This window comes from Pseudomonas tritici, from assembly GCF_014268275.3.
In the GTDB taxonomy this organism is placed as follows: domain Bacteria; phylum Pseudomonadota; class Gammaproteobacteria; order Pseudomonadales; family Pseudomonadaceae; genus Aquipseudomonas; species Aquipseudomonas tritici.
This window is the reverse complement of sequence record NZ_CP077084.1, coordinates 6,018,787-6,039,160: the sequence shown is the minus strand read 5'-3', so window position 1 is coordinate 6,039,160 and position 20,374 is coordinate 6,018,787. Positions and strand designations below refer to the sequence as shown.

Genomic DNA, 20,374 nt, shown 5'->3' with positions numbered 1-20,374 from the left:
GCAACCCACGAATTCTAAGCGGAGCAGTTATGGTTGATCGGCACGACTACGTGGCCCTCGAATGGGTCAAGGGCGACATTGCCGAAACCCTGAAACAGGCCCGTTCGGCGCTGGACGCGTATGTCGAAACCACTGACGGCGACGCAATAAGCGAGTGCCTGGCCGGCATCCACCAGGTGCATGGCGCGCTGCTAATGGTCGAGTTCTACGGCGCAGCGCTGCTGGCTGAGGAAATCGAAGAACTCGCCCTGGCCCTGCAAGCCGGGCGCGTCAGCCAGCACGATGAAAGCATCCGTCTGCTGCAACAGGCCCTCAACCAATTGCCGCTGTATCTGGAGCGTGTGCACAGCGCCCGACGCGACCTGCCGCTGGTGGTGTTGCCGCTGCTCAACGACCTGCGCAGCGCACGCGGCGAAAGCCTGCTGTCGGAGACCAGCCTGTTCAGCCCGCAACTGCTGTCGATTGCGCCGCTGCCCGACGAAACGCTGGCGCAACGCGCGGCGCCTGACCTGAAAGAGCAACTGCGCCGGTGGCACCAACTGCTGCAACAAGCCTTGGCGGGTTTGTTGCGCGAAGACCACGGCCCAAGCAACCTGGAAGACATGGCGCGAGTGTTCGCGCGTCTTGAAGCGTTGTGCCAGGGCGCGCCGCTGTTGCCACTGTGGCAAGTCACCTCGGCCTTGGTCGAAGGGATGCTCACCGGTGTGATCGCCAACAGCCCGGCCCTGCGCAGCTTGCTCAAGGCCAGCGACAAACAGCTCAAGCGCCTGCTCGCCCAGGGGATCGGCGGGGTCAACCAGCCGGCGCCGGATGAGTTGCTCAAAAGCTTGCTGTTCTATGTCGCCAAGGTCACCCGACCGACGCCGCGCATGCAAAGCCTCAAGGAACGCTACGGTTTGGATGAGGCCTTGCCTGACAGCGCGGTGGTCGACGCCGAGCGCGCCCGCCTGGCCGGGCCGGATCGCAATGCGATGGGCTCGGTACTCGGCGCGTTGTGTGAGGAGTTGGTACGGGTAAAAGAACGCCTCGACTTGTTCGTACGCAGCGACCGCCAGCACACCAATGACTTGGATGCGCTGCTCGCGCCGCTGCGGCAGATCGCCGACACCTTGGCCGTGCTGGGCTTCGGCCAACCGCGCAAAGTCATCATCGACCAGCTTGCTGTGGTGCTGAGCCTGGCTCAAGGTCAGCGCGAGCCCAACGATGCCGTGTTGATGGACGTCGCTGGAGCCTTGCTCTATGTCGAAGCCACACTGGCCGGCATGGTCGGTACCGTCGAGCCGGAAAGCCGCGAAGAAAGCCGCCTGCCGACTACCGACCTGACCCAGATCCACCAACTGGTGATCCGCGAATCCTGCCAGTGCCTCAAGCAAGCCAAGGAACTGGTGATCGACTGCATCGAAGCCGACTGGGACCGCCAGCGCCTTGAGTCCCTGCCGGAACTGCTGAGTCAGGTGCGCGGCGCCCTTGCGATGATCCCTCTGCCCCGCGCGGCGAGCCTGATGCGCGGATGCACCGATTACGTCGACGAGCAATTGATGGGCAACGATGCGCCGCCGTCCGAGGTGCAGCTTGCGCATTTTGCTGACGTGATCAGCAGCCTGGAGTACTACCTCGAACGCATGCTCCAGGATCCGGACGCCGCCGGCGAACGGGTGCTGGAACTGGCCACCCAAGGCCTGGCCGCACTGGGTTACCTGCCCGCCGAGAAACCCTGGCGCCAAGCCTTGGCTGCACCGGATGGCGCACTCTCGGGCGAGATCACGCCGAGCCAATCCCAGTTCGATGCGCTGGCCAGTCCAACGTCGCGCCTGAACCCGCCGGCCTTGCAACGCCCCGGCAGCCTGTTGCCGCCACCCGCCGACGAAGAACCCATCGACGACGAGCTGCTCGAAGTCTTCCTTGAAGAAACCGACGAAGTCCTCGAAGCGCTGCACCGCTACCTGCCCAACAGCGCCGACAAAACCGCCCAGGGCGAAATGCGCCGTGCTTTCCATACCCTCAAAGGCAGTGGCCGCATGGTGCGCGCCCTGGTCCTGGCGGAGCTGGCCTGGGCCGTGGAAAACTTGCTCAACCGCGTGCTGGAACGCAGCGTTGTCCTGGGCCCCGAGGTGCAACAGGTGCTGGATGAAGCGGTGGCCTTGCTGCCGGAGCTGATCGCCGACTTCGCCACCGACGACCAACACCAGCGCGATGAAGTCGACGCCCTGGCTGCACGTGCCCACGCCTTCGCCAGCGGTACGCAAGCGCCGGTCGCAGAGTCCCACGACCCGATGTTGCTGGAGATCTTCCGCAACGAAGCCCAAAGCCATCTGGACAGCCTCAACCACTTCCTGCAACAGGCTGCCGAGCATGTGCCGCTGCAAGTCAGCGATGAGCTGCAACGCGCCTTGCACACTCTTAAGGGCAGCGCCTACATGGCCGGCGTGTTGCCCATCGCCGAACTGGTGCGCCCCCTCGACCACCTGACCCGCGAATATAAAGCTCACCGCCTGCCGCTGGACCTGGACGAAGTGGAGTTGTTGCTGGAAGCCGAAGACCTGTTCCAACGCGGGCTGCGTGATTTGGACAGCGATCCCTTGGCGCCGATCAAAGGCGCAGAGGACTTGATCAGCCGCACCCAACGCCTGCTGGATCACCAGCTCGAAGCACTGCTCGACGCGCCGAGTACCGGCTTGCACATCAAGCGTGACCCGCAACTGATCGCCAACTTTCTGGCCCAGGGCATGGACATCCTGCTCGACGCCGAAAGCCTGCTGCGCCGCTGGCAAGAGCACCCCGGCGAGCGCCAGGAACTCACCGCGCTGCTGGACGAATTGACCACGTTGGGGGAGGGCGCGCACGTTGCCGACCTGCACGCCATCGACGAACTCTGCGAAGCCCTGCTCGACCTCTATGGCGCCGTGGAAGAGAGCAGCCTGGCCGTCAGCGAGCGGTTTTTCCAAGAAGCTGAGCAAGCCCATGAAGCGCTGATCAGCATGCTCGACCAGTTGGCCGCCGGCCAGGAAGTCAGCCCGGCCCCGGCACGGGTCCACGCCCTGCGCGGTCTGCTGAACGAAGCCCTCGATCCGTCCGCCACCGGCCTGATCAAAAGCGACGGCAGCCGCACGCTGAGCATTTCCGAGCTGGGCGCCGCCACGCAGCAGTTGGAGCATGAAACGGCGATAGACGACGAGATTGTCGACATATTCCTCGAAGAAGCCGTGGACATCCTCGACAGCGCCGGGCAGTCGCTCAAACGCTGGTTGCTGGAGCCCGACAGCGCCGCACCGTTGTCGTCGTTGCAGCGCGATTTGCACACCCTCAAGGGCGGTGCGCGCATGGCCGAAATCGGGCCGGTGGGTGACTTGGCCCATGAGCTGGAGTGCCTGTACGAAGGGTTGGTGGACCGCCGCTACAGCTACTCCCCCGAGCTGTCCCTGTTGCTGATGGCCAGTCATGAGCGGCTGGCCTTGCAGCTTGAAGAACTGCAACAGCACCAGCCCCTGAGCGATGCCAATGAGCTGATCGCCCCGTTGCGTGAGTTCCGCCAGAACAGCACACCTTCCGCACAGGCCGAGGCGCCTCAAGCGTCGGGCGCTGATCCTGAATTACTGGATATTTTCCTCGAAGAAGCCGCCGACATTCTCGACAGCTCAGGCAGCGCATTGCTGCGCTGGCAGGCCGAGCCCGGTAATCGACAGGAAGTGGAAACTTTGCTGCGCGACTTGCACACCCTCAAGGGCGGCGCGCGCATGGTCGAAATTGCGCCCATTGGCGACTTGGCCCATGAGCTGGAATTTCTCTACGAGGGCCTGTCCGCCGGCTTGCTCGCGCCCTCTGCGGAGCTGTTCGCGTTGCTGCAAGGTTGCCATGACCGCCTGGCGCAGATGATCGACGCTGTGGCGGATGGCCTGCCTGTAGGCTCGGTGGACAAACTCATCGAACGCATCAAAGGCCTGGTGCACCCAAACGTAGAGCCGGTAACGCCCGTGGCGTTGCCAGCCGGCAAGACGGAAGCAGTCGTCGACCCGGCGGCCGACATGGTGAAAATCTCCGCCGAGCTGCTCGACGACTTGGTCAATCTGGCCGGTGAAACCTCGATCTTCCGTGGCCGAATCGAGCAGCAAGTCAACGACGCACGCATTGCCCTGACGGAAGTGGAAACCACGATCGAACGCATGCGCGATCAACTGCGCCGTCTCGACACCGAAACCCAAGGCCGCATCCTCAGCCGCCAGCAGGCCGAGGCCGAACGCCTGGGCTACGAAGAGTTCGACCCGCTGGAAATGGACCGCCATTCGCAGTTGCAGCAGCTGTCCCGCGCGCTGTCCGAATCCGTCTCCGACCTGCTTGACCTCAAGGACACCCTTGAGCGCCGTAACGAGGATGCGCACGACCTGTTGCAGCAACAGGCACGCATCAACACCGAGTTGCAAGAAGGCCTGATGCGCACGCGCATGGTGCCGTTCGAACGCATGCTGCCGCGCCTCAAGCGCATCGTGCGCCAGGTAGCGGGCGAGTTGGGCAAAGACGTGGAGTTCATCGTCGGCAACGCCGAGGGCGAGATGGACCGCAACGTGCTGGAGCGCATGGCGGCGCCGCTGGAACACATGCTGCGCAACGCCGTCGACCATGGCCTGGAACCCCGCGATGTGCGGCTGCTGGCCGGCAAGCCGGAAAAGGGTCGCATCACCCTGGACCTGACCCATGAAGGCGGCGACATTGTCTTCGATATGCGTGACGACGGCGCCGGTGTGCCGCTGGAAGCGGTGCGGCGCAAGGCGATCAAGCGTGGCTTGCTCGACCCCAATCAAGAGATCAGCGACCGCGACGTGTTGCAGTTCATCCTGCAGCCTGGGTTCTCCACGGCGGAGAAGATCACCCAGATTTCCGGGCGCGGCGTGGGCATGGACGTGGTGCATGAGGAAGTGCGTCAGTTGGGGGGCTCGATGGTCATTGACTCGACGCCGGGCGAGGGTGTGCATTTCCGCATTCGCCTGCCATTTACCGTGTCGGTCAACCGCGCGCTGATGGTGCAGTGTGCGGACGATCAATACGCGATCCCGCTCAACACCATCGAAGGCCTGGTGCGCGTGCTGCCGCATGAGTTGGCCGGGCACTATCAGCAGGATCCGCCGTGTTATGAGTACGCCGGCCAGCGCCACGAGTTGTTCTATCTCGGCGACTTGTTGCAGACCGTCAGCCGCCCGAAACTGTTAGGCCAGTACCAGCCGGTGCCGGTGCTGTTGGTGCAGTGCAATGAGCGGCGCGTTGCCATCCATGTGGACGCCATGGCCGGCACGCGGGAAATCGTGGTCAAGGGGCTCGGCCCGCAGTTTGCAGGTGTACAGGGCTTGTCCGGCGCGACGATTCTGGGCGATGGGCGTGTGGTATTGATCATCGACTTGCTGGCACCTATCCGCGCCCGTCAACCCGCGTTGCCGGCTCAAGCGGCTGACGTGCCGCTGATCCTCAACGACCCCCTGAAAAAGCGCCCGCTGCTGGTGTTGGTGGTGGACGATTCGGTTACCGTGCGCAAAGTCACCAGTCGCCTGCTGGAGCGCAACGGCATGAACGTGCTCACTGCCAAAGACGGCATCGACGCGCTCGCTGTGCTTGAAGAACACACCCCGGACCTGATGCTGCTCGACATCGAAATGCCGCGCATGGACGGCTTCGAAGTGGCGACCCAGGTGCGCAATGACCCGCGGCTGATGCGCCTGCCGATCATCATGATCACCTCGCGCACCGGCCAGAAACACCGCGACCGCGCCATGGCCATCGGCGTGAATGACTACCTCGGCAAGCCGTATCAAGAGTCGGTGCTGCTGGAAAGCATCGCCTACTGGAGCAAGTCCCATGCTTGACCACCGCACCAGCCAACTCACCGGCCTGCTCCTGCCCCTGGCCGACCGCCACCTGGTGCTGCCCAACGTCGCCATCGCCGAGTTGATCGACTTCCAGCGCGGCGAACCGGCCAGCGATGCGCCGCCGTGGTATTTGCGGCAAGTGGCGTGGCGGGACCGGCAAATCCCATTGATCAGCTTTGAAGCGGTGTGCGGCGAGGCCAGCGTGACCGGCGAGCGCTCGCGGATTGTGGTGTTGAATGCCTTGGGCGGCCGGCCGACATTGAAGTTTATTGCGCTGGTGATCCAGGGGATTCCGCGCTCCTACAAGCTCGACAGCGAGTTGAGCTACGTGGATGTGCCGCTGTGCCCGCTGGAGTTGGCGGCGGTGCAAGTGGGGGAACATGTGGCGAAGGTGCCGGACCTGATGGGGTTGGAAGCTCTATTGGTAGAGTCCGGCCTGGCCTGAGCCTCCACCCTCAAACCCTGTGGAGATCAAAATGTGGGAGCGGGCTTGCTCGCGAATACGGTGGGTCAGCTACACAAGTATCAACTGTCAGTCCGCATTCGCGAGCAAGCCCGCTCCCACACTGGATTGCGCTCGTCTCAGATATTCACTCAATCCGCGCAAACCGCTTCCTGCATACCTCTTTTGTGGCGAGGGAGCTTGCTCCCGCTGGGGCGCGAAGCGGCCCCAAAACCTACCGCCGCTTTTGTTTGATCGTTCCTTATCGTGCGCCATCAATGTAGGGCTCGGACTGATAGCGTGTCTGAAATTTCTGTAAGTCTCACCTCCGTATTTTTACTGATTTTTGAGTGCTAGTTTTTATCGCTCAACCCCATCAGCAAGGATTCGCAAATGGCCGTCCCTCCCATGCCTTCGGGCGTTTCGCTGCAAGACAACATCGCCTTGGCCAACAACCGTAGGATGCATCTTAAGCCGGGCTCGGCGTTCACCTATTCGTGGTTTTACTCACAGGTCAGGGGGCGCGGTCCTTGGGACTATAAACAGAAAAGCCGTGAGTACGAGGCATTCGGTAACTTCAACTATGGCGTTACCGGAACGGTGTTGGGTATTCCCGAGGGTGTGTTGTTACGAGCGGCAGGAGCAGCGCAAAAAGCGGCGGGTACGTCTCGGGTAGAGTTTGGAGACTGGTGGGGTGATGCGCCTTATGGCGACGATCATAGTGACCAGCACTGGATAAAGGAGGGTATCGAATATGCCAGGGCCCAAGGGTACTAAGTGGATGGTGCAAGGTCTGCTCAATGGGCTGTTGGTGGTGTGTCTGGGCTATTTGGGCTTTGGTTGGCTGATGAGCCCTGGAGCGCCGGAGTTGGATGAGGTGGTGCTCAAGTACTCTCTGAGTAACGGCAAGTCGATCTACGGGGTTCGGGATGGTCAGGGTGGTGCGACGGTCGGATTTTCCTACAGGTATTACATTCATGAGGACATGGATACTGATCAGGAGATACTTACCGGGCTGGTCTCGAAATATCCTTTTCTGAAAACCAACGCGCCGGATGTTCAAGTGATCCGGCAGGATGGCGTCATCCACCTCATTGTTCGTGGTGAGGTTTATGAGTACCGCAGCTATCCGCTTGAAGGTTTGGGGGCTGTGAGCATAGACATGAAGTTGTAGAGCGGCTGGCTTCGGATTTTTCCTGCAAGATTTTGGGCAGTGCATGAACTTGTCGTGTGCGGTCAGCGCGCCTAGTCTTCGTCCCGTCATCGCAAAAAGCGGTGACACGGACGTGCAAGTCCGACGAAACTGTTTAGGCGTGCAAACGCCCAGCCAACCAACGGGCGTTTTTTGTGCTCGTTGCTTTATGGCGGCTGCGCGCAGGAGGTCTTTGGACCTGCTGGGTGTCCTAAACAGGCCCGGTCTTGCACACCTGCGCACGGTCGCCACCCTCATTCGCGTGCAAGCGAAACGGTGGCGCTCCTTACTTACTGTTTAGGAGCTTCATCATGGTCAAACCTACCCCCAATCCGCCCCTCTTTACCGTAAACCCTACCCAAACCACCGAAACCCTGCTGGTCAATGCCAGCGAAACCCTGTCTTCCCTCAACGCACTCACCTGCAACCTGGCCTTCGACCTGGACGCTTCCCAGCGCGCAATCATGCTGGGGATTCAGCAAATGGCTGAGTTCGGACAATTGTTGGTCGAAAGGGCGTTGGAGCAAGTCAGCCCGTCGCCGGAGGTGGTCCCAAAAAGGGACTGATCGGTCCCTTAATGGGACTGCTATCTAACAAACAACATCGGGCAAATGTGGGAGCGGGCTTGCTCGCGAAGGCAGGGTGTCAGTCCATGCAACTATTACTGACCCACCGCATTCGCGAGCAAGCCCGCTCCCACTTTTGATTGACGGCGGCACCACCTTGCCGGGAAATGCGGAGGACCTGTTGGCTAGCTATCAGTGGGGTTGACTGGGTCAAAGTGTGGGGAGGGCGTCTTGGGAATTGCGACGAGCCACGGAACACTTGCTCCCCCATCGTAAAGATCCCCGCTCCACTGCCGATAGCGAGGGGAATTTTTCGACAGAAGATCGACGCAATGTGGCTTTTGGATGGGTTTGCCTGGATGTACGACCTCAACCGTTTCACTGGCGCGTTGCTGATGTGGTTTGGGGTGCTGGTGCTCACGGCGGCTGTAACCATGAACGTGCAGTCCAATCGTGGGAAGCTGTGGGGGTTCGTAATCACTTCCGCAGGTGCGGTGTTTATTTTGATGTATCTAGAAAGCCTCAAGCTGATCGATGACGATAAGGCGATCAAGGGCGTAGTCAGCAACTTAGTGGTCATGACCCTGGGTGGTCTCGGGTCAGGTCTGTTGGCGGTTGCGATATCCCGGGGGCCGACTCCGGATGAAGACAAACAGGCCCGTGGGTTTATCCGTGATCGTCTGCTGGATGCGCTTGAGTACGCCTTTGTGTATGCCGCGATCTGCTCGTTCACGTTGTTCGCGGTCTGCCTGCCTCTCAATCTGCTGGGGTGGCCTCCCGTCGGCGAGCATGACCTGCTGAGCCTGCTGCTTGTGTGCCTGGGCGCATTGCTGGGTTACGCGATAGGGTCCCATCCTAGTCGCTTGAAAAACTGGGAGCAACTGGGGGCCTGTGCGATGGTGGCGCTGCTCTTGCTGCTATTGCCGGTTTACGCGCAGTCGCTCTCGGGCCTGTGGAGTTGGAGTTGGGCAGCCGTGTTGGGGCTGCACGTTTTTGCGGCGTTGGCATTGTTCAGGACCCTATGGTTCCACCGGGTCGAGTGGCGCAGAACCTGAACCCGCGTTCATTGGCTTATCATTAACCCAGACGTAACAGTCCAACATCCAGCTTGATTGATGGTCCTCCGGATCACTCCTAAGGTAAGCCCCACGACAGCAACCTCCGTGGAGCGACCATGACAACAACAATCACCCCCGACTCGCGCTGGACGCGGCGGCGCGACGAGAAGCAACGGCGGCTCGGGCTGGTCAAAAAATACGCAGACGGGGCGGTGTTGCCCAGCGACAGGATCGTCGAGGCGCTTGAGGCGCTGATCCTGCCCGGCGACCGCGTGGTGCTGGAGGGCAACAACCAAAAGCAGGCGGATTTTCTCTCGCGCTCCCTGGCCAAGGCCGACCCGGCCAAGCTCCACGATTTGCACATGATCATGCCCAGCGTCGGCCGTTCCGAGCACTTGGACCTGTTTGAAAAAGGTATCGCACGCAAACTCGACTTCTCCTTTGCTGGCACCCAATCCCTGCGCATCAGCCAGTTGCTGGAAGACGGTCTGCTGGAAATCGGTGCGATCCATACCTATATCGAACTCTACGCACGGCTGGTGGTGGACCTGATCCCCAACGTGGTGCTCTCCGCCGGTTTCATGGCCGACCGCGCCGGCAATATCTACACCGGTGCCAGCACCGAAGACACTCCGGCGTTGATCGAGCCCGCCGCGTTCAGCGATGGCATCGTCATCGTGCAGGTCAACCAGTTGGTCGACGACGTCACCGACTTGCCCCGCGTCGACATCCCGGCGAGCTGGGTGGATTTTGTGGTGGTGGCCGACAAGCCGTTCTACATCGAACCGCTGTTCACCCGCGACCCGCGTCACATCAAGCCAGTCCACGTGCTGATGGCGATGATGGCGATCCGCGGCATCTACGAAAAACATAATGTGCAGTCGCTCAACCATGGTATCGGCTTCAACACCGCCGCCATCGAGTTGATCCTGCCGACCTACGGCGAATCCCTCGGCCTCAAGGGCAAGATCTGCCGCAACTGGACCCTCAACCCGCACCCAACCCTGATCCCCGCCATCGAAAGCGGTTGGGTGGAAAGCGTGCATTGCTTCGGCACTGAACTGGGCATGGAGAACTACATCGCCGCACGGCCAGACATTTTCTTCACCGGCCGCGACGGCTCGATGCGCTCCAACCGAATGTTCTGCCAACTGGCCGGCCAATACGCGGTGGACCTGTTTATCGGCGCCACCCTGCAAGTCGACGGCGACGGCCATTCTTCCACCGTGACCCGTGGCCGCCTCGCCGGTTTTGGTGGCGCGCCGAACATGGGGCACGACCCGCGCGGCCGTCGCCATGGCACGCCAGCCTGGCTCGATATGCGCCACGGCGACGCCCCGGAAGCTTTGCTAGAACGCGGCAAAAAGCTTGTCGTGCAAATGGTCGAGACCTTCCAGGAAGGCGGTAAACCGACCTTCGTCGACACCCTCGACGCGGTGGAAGTGGCGCGCAAAAGCGGCATGCCGCTGGCGCCGATCATGATCTACGGTGACGACGTGACTCACCTGCTCACCGAAGAAGGCATTGCCTACCTGTACAAGGCGCGTTCCCTTGAGGAGCGCCAGGCGATGATCGCCGCCGTTGCCGGGGTGACTGCCATTGGCATGCGCCACAACCCCAAGGACACCGCACGCATGCGCCGCGAAGGCTTGATCGCCTTGCCCGAAGACTTAGGCATCCGTCGCACCGACGCCACCCGCGAACTGTTGGCCGCCAAAAGCGTGGCTGACTTGGTGGAGTGGTCCGGTGGCCTGTACAACCCGCCCGCCAAATTCAGGAGCTGGTAAATGCGCGCCCTCAAACTGCATGAACTGAGCCTGGCTGAACGCCTGGCGGATATGGCCGTCGATGCGCTAATCGACGAGGCGGACCTGTCACCCAAACCTGCGTTGGTGGACCGGCGTGGCAACGGCGCCCACAGCGATCTGCACCTGGGCCTGATGCACGCCTCGGCGCTGTCGCTGTGGCCGATGTTCAAGGAGATGGCTGAGGCGGCTATCGAATTCGGTGAGGTCGGTTTACCCCTGCGCGAAGCCCTTGGGCGCATTGGCCGGGAAGGGGAGTTGGCGATGCTCGCTACCACCAACGACGTGAATACCCATCGTGGTGCCATCTGGGCGCTCGGCTTGCTGACCGCCGCCGCCGCTCTGGAACCACGCGCCATAACGCTGACCGCCGCCAGATTAGCCTTGCTCAACGACCGCTTCGCACCCCAGCCCATGAGCCACGGCGCCCAGGTTGCCCAACGCTACGGCGCCCGCGGCGCCCGCGAGGAAGCGCAACTCGGCTTCCCCTCCGTGATGCAACGTGGCCTGCCGCAACTGCGCAAAAGCCGTCAGCAAAATACCGGCGAACAGAACGCTCGCCTGGATGCCTTGCTCGCGATCATGACTGACCTGGCCGACACCTGCGTGCTCTACCGCGCGGGTATCGAGGGGTTGAATGCCATGCAAAAAGGCGCTCAAGCGGTGTTGGACGCCGGTGGCAGCGCAAGCCTCGCTGGGCGTCGCAGCTTGCACGAACTGGACAACCAGTTGCTGGCCCTGAATGCCTCCCCCGGTGGCGCCGCTGACCTGTTGGCCGCCTGCCTGTTTATCGATCGTCTCGACGGAGCGTTTTGATGGAAACCTTATCCTTTGAATTCCCCGCCGGGCAGCCGCCAAAAGGCCGCGCGCTGGTGGGTTGTGTCGGCTCGGGCGACCTGGAAGTGCTGCTGGAACCAGGCACGCCGGGCACGCTGACCATCCAGGTGCAGACTTCGGTGAAGGGCGCCGAGCAACGCTGGCAGCATCTGTTCGAACGCATCTTCCAGGAGCAGACGCCACCGGCGTTGAAGATTGATATCCACGATTTCGGCGCGACCCCCGGCGTGGTGCGTTTGCGTCTGGAACAAGGCTTCGAGGAGGTTGGTCATGACTGACTTGCTCGCTAAACACAGCTTTGTTGAATTGGGTGCGCGGCAGCGGGCCAAGGCGCTGCTGGATGCAGGTTCCTATCGCGAATTGATCGACCCGTTCCAGCGCGTTATGTCGCCGTGGCTCAGCCGTCAAGGCGTGGTGCCGCAAGCCGATGACGGCGTGGTGATCGCCAAGGGCTGCATCGCTGGCTTGCCGGTGGTGATCGCGGCGATCGAAGGCAATTTCCAGGGCGGCAGCCTGGGTGAAGTCGGCGGTGCAAAAATCGCAGGCGCTCTGGAGCTGGCGGCTGAAGACAATCGCAAGGGCATTCCGACCCGCGCAGTCCTGCTGCTGGAAACCGGTGGCGTGCGCTTGCAGGAGGCCAACCTGGGCCTGGCGGCGATTGCGGATATCCATGCGGCGATTGTCGACCTGCGCCAATACCAGCCGGTAGTTGGCGTGGTGGCGGGCAGTGTCGGTTGCTTTGGCGGTATGTCGATTGCGGCCGGGCTGTGCAGTTATCTCGTGGTCACCCGTGAAGCGCGTCTGGGCCTGAATGGCCCGCAAGTGATCGAACAGGAAGCGGGGCTTGAAGAATATGACTCCCGCGACCGGCCTTTCATCTGGAGCCTTACCGGCGGTGAGCAGCGCTTCAACAGCGGCCTGGCCGACCGTTATGTGGCAGACGATGTGGCGCAGATTCAGCAGACCGTCAGCGCACTGCTGGAACAAGGCCTGCCCGCCCAGCAACGCAGCCGTCAGGCCGAATATTACCTGGCGCGCCTGGCCGAATTGGACACCACACCGCAAATCGACCCGGCGGCGGTGCGCGAGCTGTATCAAGGAGAACGCTCATGAGAGGTTTGCAGTGGTTCAACGCATTGAGCGTCGGCGCGACGCCTGTTTCGGGTTTGCCGGATTCTCTGAAAGTGGCCGACGGCGTAGTGGGCGAACACGCCGTGCGCTTTCTGGCCGTGGTCACCGACGAACACAATCGCTTCCCCCGCGCACGCAGTGGTGAAGTCGGGTTGCTGGAAGGTTGGGGGCTCGCTAAGGCGGTGGATGAAGCCATCGAGAAAGGCGACAAGCGCCCGCTGATCGCCATCGTCGATGTGCCGAGCCAAGCCTACGGACGTCGCGAAGAAGCCCTCGGCATCCACCAGGCGCTGGCCGCCGCCGCTGACAGCTACGCCCGCGCGCGACTGGCCGGGCATCCGGTGATTGCGCTGCTGGTAGGTAAAGCCATGTCCGGTGCATTCCTCGCCCACGGGTACCAGGCCAACCGCCTGATCGCCCTGCGCGACCCCGGTGTGATGGTGCACGCCATGGGCAAGGCGTCGGCGGCGCGGGTGACCCTGCGCAGTGTCGAAGAACTGGAAGCCTTGGCCGCCAGCGTGCCGCCGATGGCCTATGACATCGACAGTTATGCCAGCCTCGGTTTGCTTTGGGAGACCTTGTCGGTCAGCCAGATCGAACAGCCAACGGCGGAAGACGTGGCGCGCGTCAGCGATTGCCTGGTGAGTGCGATCAAGGATATCGGGGGCAGTGATTTGAGCGGGCGCCTTGGTGCAACCAATCGCGCTGCGTCCAGCCATGTTCGCCAACTGCTGCGGGAACAATGGTGAACGCGCACGACCTGCTCTGGGGCATGACCCCGGCGCACCTGCCTGCTGATGCGCCGGCCTGGGCAGTGGAGGTGATTGGTGCCGGTCACCCGGTGGTGGTGCGTCGCGCCATCGTCGAGCCGGGCCTGGTTGCAGTGGGTGTGCGCGGGCGTTTGCGTGAGCAGCGGCTTGCTGCTGAAATGCCCTTCGCGGCGGTGCAGCGGTGCGTAGTACCGGAAGCTTTGCGCGCCGTGGCGTCGCCACGGAACTTGCCCGCACTGCGAGCACTTGCGGCGCTGCAGACGGTGCTGGCGAACGAAACTTGGGGCGTCACTGGCAGCGCCGGTTTCGAACTGGCCACGGGTATCGAAGCGCTGCATGCCCAGAGCGACCTGGATTTGATTGTGCGCACGCCCGAGCCATTGGCGCGAGGTGATGCCGAAGATTTGTTGGTGATTCTTGAAACGGCGGAGTGCGCCGTGGACCTGCAACTGCAAACCCCTTTCGGTGCAGTCGCCTTGCGCGAATGGGCGAGCGGGTCACGCCGTGTGCTGCTCAAAACCGTCAGCGGTGCGCACCTCGTGCTTGATCCATGGCAGGCCGTGGCATGAGCAGCCTTCTCGTCTTCCCCGGCCAGGGCGCCCAACGCCCAGGCATGCTCCAGGCGTTGCCGGCCGCTGTGTTGGAGCAAGCCAGCGATGCCTTGGGTGAGGACGTTCGCGCATTGGATTCGGCGCAAGCCCTGGTGAATACCCGCGCTGTTCAGCTTTGCCTGCTGATCGCTGGCGTGGCCCACGCGCGCCTGCTGCAACACACGCCGGATTATGTCGCGGGCCTGTCCATCGGTGCCTATCCGGCGGCGGTGATCGCAGGCGCGCTGGACTTCAACGACGCAATCAAACTGGTCAGCCTGCGCGGTGAGCTGATGCAAAACGCTTATCCACAGGGCTACGGAATGACCGCCCTGATTGGCCCGGAGTTATCCACAGTCGAACATCTGTTGGCTGATATCCACAGCCCCGAAACCCCGGTGTACCTGGCCAATATCAACGCCGACAACCAAACCGTGATCGCCGGGAGCGACGCCGCCATGAGGCAGGTCGCCAGCCGCATCAAAGGCAACGGCATCGCCAAACGCCTGGCCGTCAGCGTGCCGTCCCATTGCGCGCTGCTGGAGCAACCGGCGCAGGAGCTGGCCGAGGCATTCGTTACGCTCAAGGCGCCGCGCATTACCTACCTGAGCAGCACGCGCGCGCGGCCTATTCACAACCCGGAACAGCTACGCGACGACCTGGCCCTCAATATGTGCCGCGTCGTCGACTGGCGCGGCACCGTGCAAAGCGCCTATGAGCGCGGCGTGCGCCTGCAAATCGAACTACCCCCCGGCGCCGTACTCACCGGCCTGTCGCGCCGCGTGTTTGAACAAGGCACGGTGATCGCCTATGAAGGCGCCCGCCTGGATACCTTGCAGGCCCTGCTGCAAGAGGAGGAACGCCGCCACCGATAAAGCACCACCCAAGGCTGTCGAAGCACAAAAACAACAATTTCGATCGAGCACTTTGAGGACAACAACAATGATTATTTACGGTGTGGCGTTTTTGGCGCTCTGTACGTTGGCCGGCCTGTTCGTCGGTGAACTGCTGGGCAAATGGATGGGCATTCCGGCCAACGTCGGCGGGGTGGGTATCGCTATGTTGCTGTTGATCGGGCTGGGCAGTTACCTCGCCAAGCGCGGCTTGTTTACCGGTAAATCGGAGCAGGGCGTGAGCTTCTGGGCGGCCATTTATATCCCGATCGTGGTGGCCATGGCTGCCCAGCAAAACGTCTACGGTGCAATCAGTGGCGGCCCGATGGCGATTCTGGCTGGGACACTCGCGGTGGTGCTGGGTTTTGCCCTGGTGCCAGTGCTGGTGCGCATCGGCAACCGTGAGCCAAGCGCGGTTGTCCCCACCAAAGAAGCCGGGTGATTGCCATGTACGAATCAATGATGAAAGTGATCACTGGCTACGGCCTGATCAGTGGCTTTGCGGTAATCGGGCTGACCATGTGGGTCTCTTACTGGATCTCTGACACCTTCACCAAAGGCCGCCTGCACGGCTCGGCCATCGCTATTCTGTTGGGTCTGGTGCTGTCTTACGTCGGCGGTGCGTTTACCGGTGGCTCCAAGGGGGTGGTGGATATTCCGTTGTTGTCGGGTATTGGCCTGCTGGGCGGGGCGATGCTGCGCGACTTTGCCATTGTTGCCACGGCGTTTGGCGTGAGTGTCGATGAGCTGAAACGGGCAGGATACGTCGGGGTATTGGCGTTGTTCGTGGGCGTGGGCTCATCGTTCATCGCGGGCGTCGGGGTGGCCATGGCGTTTGGCTACACCGATGCCGTGAGCCTGACCACCATCGGCGCCGGCGCCGTGACGTACATTGTCGGCCCGGTGACCGGTGCGGCGATTGGCGCCAGTTCCGAAGTGATGGCGCTGTCGATCGCCGCCGGGTTGATCAAGGCCATTCTGGTGATGGTGATGACGCCGTTCGTTGCCCCGCTTATCGGTTTGAATAACCCTCGTAGCGCGGTGATTTTCGGCGGGCTCATGGGCACCTCCAGCGGTGTGGCTGGCGGCTTGGCCGCAACCGACCCGAAACTGGTGCCCTACGGCTGCCTGACCGCGGCGTTTTATACCGCGCTGGGCTGTTTGCTGGGGCCTTCGCTGTTGTTTCTGATCATGCGCGGGCTGGTGGGTTAGCGCCCCGGTTGGCATACATCCGACACTCCGCCAACAGCGCGAGCAAGTTAGGGTCGCGCTCCTTGGCCTTCAAGAACACCACGCCAATCTGCTGCTGCAACCGATACCTGGGTTGCAGCGGTATCAGCTTCACGCGGTTCTCATACACCGCCGCAATCCTGCCCGGCAGCAACGCATAGCCCACCCCTGAACTGACCATGCTCAGCAGGGTGAAGATGTCATTCACTTGCATCGCCACCTTCGGCTCGAACCCCGCCTGCTTGAACACCCGATTGCCGTCCTGGTGGGTAGCGAAGCCTTGGGTGAGGGTGATGAACGTGGCGTCGCGCACATCGGCCAGGTCAATTTCCTGCTCGCGGTCGAACGGTGATTCGGCCGGAGTGGCGAGGAAAATATCGTCGGTAAACAGCGCGATCTGTTCGCAGTCGGGGTCGTTGGCGTGCTCATCCAGCGAGATGAGGATCGCGTCCACCTCCATGTTCTTGAGCTTGTAGAGCAGGTCGAAGTTGGAGCCCAGGATCAGGTCGATGTTGAGTTCGCTGCGACGGATTTTCAGGCCCATGATCAGCTGCGGCACGGTCTTCACCGTGAGCGAATACAGCGAGCCGAGCTTGAAGCGTTCGGCGGAGAAACCTGCGGCCTCGCGGGTCAGGCGCACGCTGTCGACCACATCGGCCACCAGTTTCTGTGCGCGCTCTTCCAACACGTAGGCGCTTTCCAGCGGGGTGAGGTTGCGCCCTTCGTGTTTGAACAGTGGGCAGCGCAGCGCATTTTCCAGGGAGTGGATGGCGCGGTGCACGCTGACGTTACTGGTTTGCAGCTCGGCGGCGGCGCGGGCCAGGTTGCCGGTGCGCATGAACGCCAGGAAGATTTCGAGCTTTTTGAGGGTGAATTCTTCATCGATCAGCATGGCCGTGGGCTCTTGTTCGAGTGCCGACAATTGTGCCCGCAAAACCGCCCGGCGTCCCCGGAACGTCATAAGCCGCTTGCACTCTTATGCGCAAGGCTGGACGCTTGGCGGCCAACCCATAACGGTTACGGGAGGTCGATGAACGATGTACCACGGGGAACGATTCAACGCCTGGAGCCATTTGCTCGGTGCAATCGCGGCGTTTGTAGGCGCAGTGTGGATGTTGGTGGTGGCGAGCCTGGATGGCAGTCCCTGGAAGATCGTGAGCGTGGCAATTTATGGTTTTACGCTGCTGGTGTTGTACAGCGCGTCCACCGTGTATCACAGCGTGCAGGGCCGCCGTAAAGAAATCATGCAGAAGGTTGATCACTTTTCGATCTATCTGTTGATCGCCGGCAGTTACACGCCGTTTTGTCTGGTGACCTTGAGAGGGCCGTGGGGCTGGGCGCTGTTCGGCATCGTGTGGGGGCTGGCGGTGATCGGCATCCTGCAAGAGATCAAGCCGCGCTCCGAGGCGCGCATCCTGTCGATCGTGATTTATGCGGTGATGGGCTGGATTGTGCTGGTGGCGGTCAAGCCGCTGATCGCCGCGCTGGGCACGGCAGGGTTTACCTGGCTGGCGGCGGGCGGGGTGTTGTACACCGTCGGCATCATCTTTTTTGCGTTGGAGGACCGCCTGCGGCACTCCCATGGGATCTGGCATTTGTTTGTGATTGGCGGCAGCCTGCTGCACTTTGTGGCGATCATGCATTACGTGCTGTAACCCTGTGGGAGCTGGCTTGCCTGCGATTGCGGTGTTTCAGTCAATAACCTTGTGACTGACACTCCCTCATCGCAGGCAAGCCAGCTCCCACATTTGATCATCGGTACGCTGTTAGAGCCGTTCCAGCAGCTCTCGGGCGCGGTGGCCGAAAATCTCCAGCAGATTAGCCAACATATGCGGCGGCGGTTCATCGGCGCGGGTCAGGGCGTACAGCGTGATCGGCAGCGGCGGAGTGAGCGTGCGGATGCAGGTGGTGGCGGTCGAAGCACCGAGCGCGGTGAAGGGGTCGATCACCGTAAGGCCGGCGCCGGATTCCACCATCGCACGGGCCAGCGAGTAGGTTTGTACGGAGATCGTCACCCTTGGCGGCGGATCGACGTTTTCCAGGTAGCTGTCGAGTTTAGCCGCCAGCGGGTCGGCGCTGGAAAGACCTATCAGCGGCGTACCCGCCAGATCAGCCAGGGGCAGTGGGCTGCTCAGCTCCGCATCAGACCAATAGCCTTTGGACGCCAATGCCACCAACACCCCGTTGGCCAGCACTTGCGTGGTCAGCCCTGGATGGCCGGAAAAGTTGAGGGTTAGCGCCAAGTCAATCTCACGCATCAGCAGCTTCTGCACCAGCTCGCGGCTGTGGTCGCTGGACAACTCACAGGCCATGTCCGGGTAATCGCGCTTCCACTCAAGAATGGCTGGCGGCAGCAGCGACAATGCCAGCGCCGGGATCGCGCCGATGCGCACACTCTGGCCCGGTGCACGGCGCAAACTCTTGGCCAGGCGCCGCACGCCTTGCAGGCTTTCTGTGACTTTTTCCACTTCGCTTTCCAGCGCCAGGGCTTCCGGCGTGGGCTGCAACTTGCCGCGCACGCGCAGAAACAGCGGGAAGCCCAGCTGCAATTCGGCGTGCTGCAACACCTTGGTCACCGCCGGTTGCGACACATGCAGCAGTTGCGCGGCGGCGCTGACGGAGCCGGTCTGGCGGATGGCCTGGAAGATTTCGATATGACGCAAGCGCATGGCAAGTCCATAACCTTTGTTTATAGGTGACCCATCTTTATTCATTGTCGGTGGCCTGTCACCTGCCCCTAGGCTTGAGGCTTCTTGATTCAGCGGCGGGCGGCGGGAATGGTGCACATCATTGGGGGTGGGGTGATTGGTCTGGCGAGCGCGTATGCGCTGGTGCGTGCGGGCCACGAGGTGACGGTGATCGACGCACGCGAGACCTTGGGCAGTGAAACCAGCTATGCCAATGGCGGGCAGTTGTCCTATCGCTACGTGGCGCCGCTGGCCGATGCCGGCGTGCCGCTTCAGGCCATCGGTTGGCTGTTGCGCGGTGACTCGCCGTTAAAGCTGCGCCCACGCCTCGACCCTCAGCAATGGCGCTGGATGGCCGCGTTCCTCGGTGCATGCCGTAGCTCGGTGAACAAACGCAATGCCGCCCACCTGCTGCGACTTGCCTCCCTGAGCCAGGACACGTTGCAGCAATGGCGCGAGGATGATCACCTGGACGGCTTCGACTGGCGGCGCAACGGCAAACTGGTCACCTTCCGCAACGCCAGCTCCTTTGCGCATGCCCGCAGCAAGGTCACCGATATCCTTCAACAGCAGGTGCTGTCGGCCGCCGATTGCGCACGCCTGGAGCCGGCGCTGGCGGGCGGTGGTTTTGTCGGCGGGATCTACACGCCGAATGAGGAGGTGGCTGATTGTCATGCTTTCTGCCAGCGCTTGGCGGCGCGCCTGGAAGCGTCCGGCCGCTGCCGCTTTTTGCTGGGGCGCAAAGTCACCGGCATTCGCCACGCTGACGGTGTGGTGCAGGCTATCGAACTGGGCGCTGAGGTGGTGCCGGTCGAGCATCTGGTACTGGCGGCCGGCTATCGCAGCGCCGAGTTGGGTGTGTCGCTGCCGCTGTACCCGCTCAAGGGTTACAGCCTCAGTGTGCCGATTGGCGCGCAGCACCAGGCGCCGAACGTGAGCATTACCGACTACGACCGCAAGATCGTCTATGCGCGCATCGGCGAACAACTGCGGGTGGCGGCCATGGTGGACATCGTCGGCTTCGACGCCAGCCTTGAACCCAAGCGCCTGGCGCTGATGAAACGCCAGGCACTGGAGACATTTGCGCAGGCTGGCGATTACGCCCATGCGGTGGAGTGGGCGGGTATGCGCCCGGCCACCCCCACTGGCGTGCCGCTGATTGGTGCCAGTGTGTATCGCAACCTGTGGCTGAACCTGGGCCACGGCGCCCTTGGTTTTACCCTGGCCTGCGGCAGCGGCCAGTTGCTGGCTGAGTTGATTGGGCAACACGCGCCTTCCATTGATATGCAGGGCCTTGCGCCCCGCGCCGCATGAGGATGTA

Annotated in this window: 19 protein-coding genes; 17 read left to right on the top strand and 2 right to left on the bottom strand. The window is 62.1% G+C overall.

From position 1 onward, the window contains the following. Positions 1-29 precede the first annotated feature (29 nt). From HU722_RS27740 to madM, 15 genes are all read left to right on the top strand, one after another. Positions 30-5,849 carry an Hpt domain-containing protein gene (locus HU722_RS27740; RefSeq protein ID WP_186752964.1) on the top strand — a complete coding sequence of 1,940 codons (5,820 nt, stop codon included), beginning with the start codon at positions 30-32 and terminating at the stop codon, positions 5,847-5,849. Then, positions 5,842-6,297 (top strand): chemotaxis protein CheW, encoded by a 456-nt coding sequence (locus HU722_RS27735; protein ID WP_065891353.1) that lies wholly within the window; start codon positions 5,842-5,844, stop codon positions 6,295-6,297. Before HU722_RS27740 ends, HU722_RS27735 begins: the two co-directional genes overlap by 8 nt. Positions 6,298-6,687: 390 nt before the next feature. Continuing rightward, positions 6,688-7,071: a polymorphic toxin type 44 domain-containing protein gene (locus HU722_RS27730; protein WP_065891354.1), complete on the top strand. Its 384-nt coding sequence runs from the start codon at positions 6,688-6,690 to the stop codon at positions 7,069-7,071. A 4-nt stretch (positions 7,072-7,075) separates the two neighbouring features. Further along, positions 7,076-7,468, top strand: a complete 393-nt coding sequence (locus HU722_RS27725) for a hypothetical protein (RefSeq protein ID WP_371913952.1) — start codon at positions 7,076-7,078, stop codon at positions 7,466-7,468. A gap of 329 nt (positions 7,469-7,797) precedes the next feature. Next, positions 7,798-8,052, top strand: coding sequence for a DUF6124 family protein (locus HU722_RS27720; protein WP_065871933.1), 255 nt, complete (start codon positions 7,798-7,800; stop codon positions 8,050-8,052). A gap of 332 nt (positions 8,053-8,384) precedes the next feature. After that, a complete protein-coding gene (locus HU722_RS27715; protein ID WP_065891356.1) occupies positions 8,385-9,107 on the top strand; it encodes a hypothetical protein in 723 nt (240 codons plus the stop codon). Positions 9,108-9,226: 119 nt separating this feature from the next. Continuing rightward, complete coding sequence (gene mdcA / locus HU722_RS27710) at positions 9,227-10,897, top strand: malonate decarboxylase subunit alpha (protein WP_065871931.1); 1,671 nt, start codon at positions 9,227-9,229, stop codon at positions 10,895-10,897. Further along, positions 10,898-11,731: a triphosphoribosyl-dephospho-CoA synthase gene (locus tag HU722_RS27705; protein WP_065871930.1), complete on the top strand. Its 834-nt coding sequence runs from the start codon at positions 10,898-10,900 to the stop codon at positions 11,729-11,731. Beyond that, positions 11,731-12,030: a malonate decarboxylase subunit delta gene (locus HU722_RS27700; RefSeq protein ID WP_065871929.1), complete on the top strand. Its 300-nt coding sequence runs from the start codon at positions 11,731-11,733 to the stop codon at positions 12,028-12,030. The genes HU722_RS27705 and HU722_RS27700 overlap by 1 nt, the downstream gene beginning before the upstream one ends. After that, positions 12,023-12,865 carry a biotin-independent malonate decarboxylase subunit beta gene (locus HU722_RS27695; protein ID WP_065871928.1) on the top strand — a complete coding sequence of 281 codons (843 nt, stop codon included), beginning with the start codon at positions 12,023-12,025 and terminating at the stop codon, positions 12,863-12,865. Before HU722_RS27700 ends, HU722_RS27695 begins: the two co-directional genes overlap by 8 nt. Further along, positions 12,862-13,632, top strand: coding sequence for a biotin-independent malonate decarboxylase subunit gamma (gene mdcE, locus HU722_RS27690; protein ID WP_065871927.1), 771 nt, complete (start codon positions 12,862-12,864; stop codon positions 13,630-13,632). The genes HU722_RS27695 and mdcE overlap by 4 nt, the downstream gene beginning before the upstream one ends. Then, complete coding sequence (locus HU722_RS27685; RefSeq protein ID WP_186752965.1) at positions 13,626-14,222, top strand: malonate decarboxylase holo-ACP synthase; 597 nt, start codon at positions 13,626-13,628, stop codon at positions 14,220-14,222. Before mdcE ends, HU722_RS27685 begins: the two co-directional genes overlap by 7 nt. Continuing rightward, a complete protein-coding gene (gene mdcH / locus HU722_RS27680) occupies positions 14,219-15,118 on the top strand; it encodes a malonate decarboxylase subunit epsilon (protein ID WP_065871925.1) in 900 nt (299 codons plus the stop codon). Before HU722_RS27685 ends, mdcH begins: the two co-directional genes overlap by 4 nt. A gap of 67 nt (positions 15,119-15,185) precedes the next feature. Next, positions 15,186-15,578 carry a malonate transporter subunit MadL gene (gene madL, locus HU722_RS27675; protein WP_049711132.1) on the top strand — a complete coding sequence of 131 codons (393 nt, stop codon included), beginning with the start codon at positions 15,186-15,188 and terminating at the stop codon, positions 15,576-15,578. 5 nt (positions 15,579-15,583) lie between these two features. After that, the gene (madM, locus tag HU722_RS27670) at positions 15,584-16,348 is read left to right on the top strand and encodes a malonate transporter subunit MadM (RefSeq protein WP_049713463.1); all 765 of its coding nucleotides are present in this window, start codon (positions 15,584-15,586) and stop codon (positions 16,346-16,348) included. Here the strand turns inward: madM and HU722_RS27665 are convergent. Then, the gene (locus tag HU722_RS27665; protein ID WP_065880177.1) at positions 16,326-17,258 is read right to left on the bottom strand and encodes a LysR family transcriptional regulator; all 933 of its coding nucleotides are present in this window, start codon (positions 17,256-17,258) and stop codon (positions 16,326-16,328) included. The genes madM and HU722_RS27665 overlap by 23 nt on opposite strands. 145 nt (positions 17,259-17,403) lie before the next feature. Between HU722_RS27665 and trhA the strand changes: the two genes are divergently transcribed. After that, positions 17,404-18,021, top strand: a complete 618-nt coding sequence (gene trhA / locus HU722_RS27660; protein ID WP_065891358.1) for a PAQR family membrane homeostasis protein TrhA — start codon at positions 17,404-17,406, stop codon at positions 18,019-18,021. Between the two features lie 111 nt (positions 18,022-18,132). Here the strand turns inward: trhA and HU722_RS27655 are convergent, their stop codons facing one another. After that, positions 18,133-19,035 carry a LysR family transcriptional regulator gene (locus HU722_RS27655; protein WP_065871922.1) on the bottom strand — a complete coding sequence of 301 codons (903 nt, stop codon included), beginning with the start codon at positions 19,033-19,035 and terminating at the stop codon, positions 18,133-18,135. A 108-nt stretch (positions 19,036-19,143) separates the two neighbouring features. Between HU722_RS27655 and HU722_RS27650 the strand changes: the two genes are divergently transcribed. Then, a complete protein-coding gene (locus HU722_RS27650; RefSeq protein ID WP_065871921.1) occupies positions 19,144-20,367 on the top strand; it encodes a D-amino acid dehydrogenase in 1,224 nt (407 codons plus the stop codon). Positions 20,368-20,374 lie beyond the last annotated feature (7 nt).

What these genes read in the sequence shown, in the direction of transcription:
- HU722_RS27740 (WP_186752964.1), top strand. Translation starts at nt 30, where the DNA reads ATGGTTGATCGGCACGACTACGTGGCCCTCGAATGGGTCAAGGGCGAC.
- HU722_RS27695 (WP_065871928.1), top strand. Translation starts at nt 12,023, where the DNA reads ATGACTGACTTGCTCGCTAAACACAGCTTTGTTGAATTGGGTGCGCGG.
- trhA (WP_065891358.1), top strand. Translation starts at nt 17,404, where the DNA reads ATGTACCACGGGGAACGATTCAACGCCTGGAGCCATTTGCTCGGTGCA.
- HU722_RS27705 (WP_065871930.1), top strand. Translation starts at nt 10,898, where the DNA reads ATGCGCGCCCTCAAACTGCATGAACTGAGCCTGGCTGAACGCCTGGCG.
- HU722_RS27685 (WP_186752965.1), top strand. Translation starts at nt 13,626, where the DNA reads ATGGTGAACGCGCACGACCTGCTCTGGGGCATGACCCCGGCGCACCTG.
- HU722_RS27735 (WP_065891353.1), top strand. Translation starts at nt 5,842, where the DNA reads ATGCTTGACCACCGCACCAGCCAACTCACCGGCCTGCTCCTGCCCCTG.
- HU722_RS27700 (WP_065871929.1), top strand. Translation starts at nt 11,731, where the DNA reads ATGGAAACCTTATCCTTTGAATTCCCCGCCGGGCAGCCGCCAAAAGGC.
- madM (WP_049713463.1), top strand. Translation starts at nt 15,584, where the DNA reads ATGTACGAATCAATGATGAAAGTGATCACTGGCTACGGCCTGATCAGT.
- mdcH (WP_065871925.1), top strand. Translation starts at nt 14,219, where the DNA reads ATGAGCAGCCTTCTCGTCTTCCCCGGCCAGGGCGCCCAACGCCCAGGC.
- HU722_RS27655 (WP_065871922.1), bottom strand. Translation starts at nt 19,035, where the DNA reads ATGCGCTTGCGTCATATCGAAATCTTCCAGGCCATCCGCCAGACCGGC.
- madL (WP_049711132.1), top strand. Translation starts at nt 15,186, where the DNA reads ATGATTATTTACGGTGTGGCGTTTTTGGCGCTCTGTACGTTGGCCGGC.
- HU722_RS27665 (WP_065880177.1), bottom strand. Translation starts at nt 17,258, where the DNA reads ATGCTGATCGATGAAGAATTCACCCTCAAAAAGCTCGAAATCTTCCTG.
- mdcA (WP_065871931.1), top strand. Translation starts at nt 9,227, where the DNA reads ATGACAACAACAATCACCCCCGACTCGCGCTGGACGCGGCGGCGCGAC.
- HU722_RS27715 (WP_065891356.1), top strand. Translation starts at nt 8,385, where the DNA reads ATGTGGCTTTTGGATGGGTTTGCCTGGATGTACGACCTCAACCGTTTC.
- HU722_RS27650 (WP_065871921.1), top strand. Translation starts at nt 19,144, where the DNA reads ATGGTGCACATCATTGGGGGTGGGGTGATTGGTCTGGCGAGCGCGTAT.
- HU722_RS27730 (WP_065891354.1), top strand. Translation starts at nt 6,688, where the DNA reads ATGGCCGTCCCTCCCATGCCTTCGGGCGTTTCGCTGCAAGACAACATC.
- HU722_RS27725 (WP_371913952.1), top strand. Translation starts at nt 7,076, where the DNA reads ATGGTGCAAGGTCTGCTCAATGGGCTGTTGGTGGTGTGTCTGGGCTAT.
- HU722_RS27720 (WP_065871933.1), top strand. Translation starts at nt 7,798, where the DNA reads ATGGTCAAACCTACCCCCAATCCGCCCCTCTTTACCGTAAACCCTACC.
- mdcE (WP_065871927.1), top strand. Translation starts at nt 12,862, where the DNA reads ATGAGAGGTTTGCAGTGGTTCAACGCATTGAGCGTCGGCGCGACGCCT.